The organism is Aquibium sp. A9E412, from assembly GCF_030398335.1.
Classification (GTDB): domain Bacteria; phylum Pseudomonadota; class Alphaproteobacteria; order Rhizobiales; family Rhizobiaceae; genus A9E412.
The window spans coordinates 1-2,029 of sequence record NZ_JAOAOP010000131.1 but is presented as its reverse complement, the minus strand read 5'-3'; the positions used below and the strand labels follow the sequence as shown (position 1 = coordinate 2,029).

Here is a 2,029-nt window from a genome sequence, read left to right as displayed (position 1 = left end):
GCCGCGCCCGGCACGGCGGGCGCGGCATGCGGCAAAGGACGGGCGGCGCGGCCCGACGCCGGCATGCGGCGCAGCGCGGCGAGGCTCGCCGCCCCGGCGGCCAGCGCGACGAGGCCGGGCAGCGCGAAGGCGGCGCGCCAGCCGGCAAGGTCGGCCGTCACGCCGGTCACCAGCGCGGCGCCGGCCAGACCGAGATTGCCGAACACGCCGTTGACGGCGAGCGTGCGGCCCGGCCGCTCGGCGAGCCGGGTGAGCAGCGCCAGACCGACCGGGTGGTAGAGCGCGGCGAACAGGCCGAGCAGCGCCAGCGCGGCCATCAGAGCGGTCTCGCCGGGGGCGAGGCCGGCGAGCAGCGAGGCCGCGCCGCAGCCGAGAAAGAAGACGGCGATCAGCAGCCCGCCGTCGAGCCGGTCGGCGAGCCAGCCGGCCGGCAGCGTGGCGAGCGCGAAGGCGGCGTAGAGCGGCGTGCCGAGCGCCAGCGCGGCGGCATAGCCGCCGCCGGCCTCCGCGGCGATGGCGATCGCCGCGGTGGGAAAGATCAGCAGGAAGAAATGGCAGGCGAAATGCGCGCCGTGCAGGATGCGGAGCTGGATCCGGGCGGACATCGTGGCCTCGCGAAGCGGTCGGAACGGCTCGACAGGCTAGCCGTCGCGATGGCAGCATTCTTGCGATGGATCGCCAGAAAACATCGGCGGACTGCCAGCCGACGCGCGCCGCGCTGTCGGTCAGGGGGCTCGCGGCCGACTATCCGGCGGGCGCGCGCATCGCCGCGCATGCGCACGACGTGCACCAGATCGTGCATGCGCCGGCCGGCGTGATGCGCGTGGAAAGCGCCGGCGGCGTGTGGATCGTGCCGCCGGGGCGGGCGCTGTGGATGCCGGCCGGCCGCGTGCACGCCATCCGCTTCGCCGCCGCCACGCGGCTGCGCACGGCCTATCTGGCCGGCCGCCATCCGGCGCTGCCGGCCGACTGCGCGGTGTGGTCGGTGTCGCCGCTGCTGCGCGAGGTGATCGTGCGCATCGCCGAGCGGCCGGCCGACGCGGCGCTGACGCACCACCTGCTGGCCGTGCTGCTGGCCGAGGTGGCGGACAGCGACGCGCTGCCGCTCGCGCTGCCGCAGCCGGCCGACGCCCGGCTGCGGCCGATGACCGAGGCGATCGCCGCCGATCCCGCGGCGCGGCGCACGCTCGCCGCCTGGGCGCGCCGCCTCGGCCTGTCGCAGCGCGCGCTGATGCGCCTGTTCCTGGCCGAGACGGGCATGACCTTCCGCCAGTGGCAGCGCCAGGCGCGCCTGCTCGCCGCGCTCGAGCGGCTGGCCGCCGGCGAGCCGGTGACCGGCGTCGCCTTCGCCGTCGGCTACGACAGCACCAGCGCCTTCATCGAGGCCTTCCGGCTCGCCTTCGGCCGCACGCCCGGCCGCTATTTCGGCTGACCGGCGGTGCCGCGAAAACGCTGGACAGCGGCGCCGTTTGCGCCGAGCCTGCCGGTCATGGACGATGCACGCACAAGCGATCCGGGGCCCGCCGGCTGCGGCCCGCCGCAGTGGCGCTACCGCGTGGCGGGCGGCATCGAGGAGGCGCATCTGGTCGCCACCGGGCCGGCCGGGCTCGCCGTGCACGTGCATGCCGAGACGCAGGTCACGCTGGTCAAGGCCGGCACGCGCGCCTTCGCCACCGCGCATGGCGTGCTGCGCGCGGGGCCGGGCGAGGCGGTGGTGCTGCCGGCCGGCCTGGCGCATCGCGGCCTCGCCGCGGCGGCCGGCACGGAAAGCGTCAACATCTACCTGCCGGGCGACGCGGCGGGCGCAGCGGCATTCGGCGCGGCGGCCGGCCGTGTCGTGGCGCTGCCGGGGCTGCACGGCGCGGCCGATCCGACGGCGCTGGCCATGGCGCTCGCCGATCGGGTCGCCGCGGCCGCGGCCGACGATGCCTGCCGGGCCGAGGCGGCGGCGCTGATCGGCGCGCTGAGTGCGGCCGGCGGCCGCGTCGGCGCCGCCGCGCGCGCGGCCGGGCTGACGCGCGAGGGCTTC

At 77.6% G+C, this 2,029-nt stretch carries 3 protein-coding genes; 2 read left to right on the top strand and 1 reads right to left on the bottom strand.

Translation table 11 applies throughout. The features are described 5' to 3' along the window. On the bottom strand, positions 1-605 hold a 605-nt coding region (locus tag N1F89_RS20520; RefSeq protein WP_290086354.1), incomplete at its 3' end, for an MFS transporter. A gap of 65 nt (positions 606-670) precedes the next feature. Here N1F89_RS20520 and N1F89_RS20515 point away from each other — a divergent pair. Both N1F89_RS20515 and N1F89_RS20510 read left to right on the top strand, forming a co-directional pair. Continuing rightward, positions 671-1,432: a helix-turn-helix transcriptional regulator gene (locus N1F89_RS20515; RefSeq protein WP_290086351.1), complete on the top strand. Its 762-nt coding sequence runs from the start codon at positions 671-673 to the stop codon at positions 1,430-1,432. 57 nt (positions 1,433-1,489) lie between these two features. Next, positions 1,490-2,029 (top strand): AraC family ligand binding domain-containing protein (locus N1F89_RS20510; RefSeq protein WP_290086349.1); only part of this gene is annotated, 540 nt, incomplete at its 3' end.

Bases quoted from the DNA above. Each gene is read 5' to 3' on its own strand.
- N1F89_RS20515 (WP_290086351.1), top strand. From the start codon at position 671: ATGGATCGCCAGAAAACATCGGCGGACTGCCAGCCGACGCGCGCCGCG.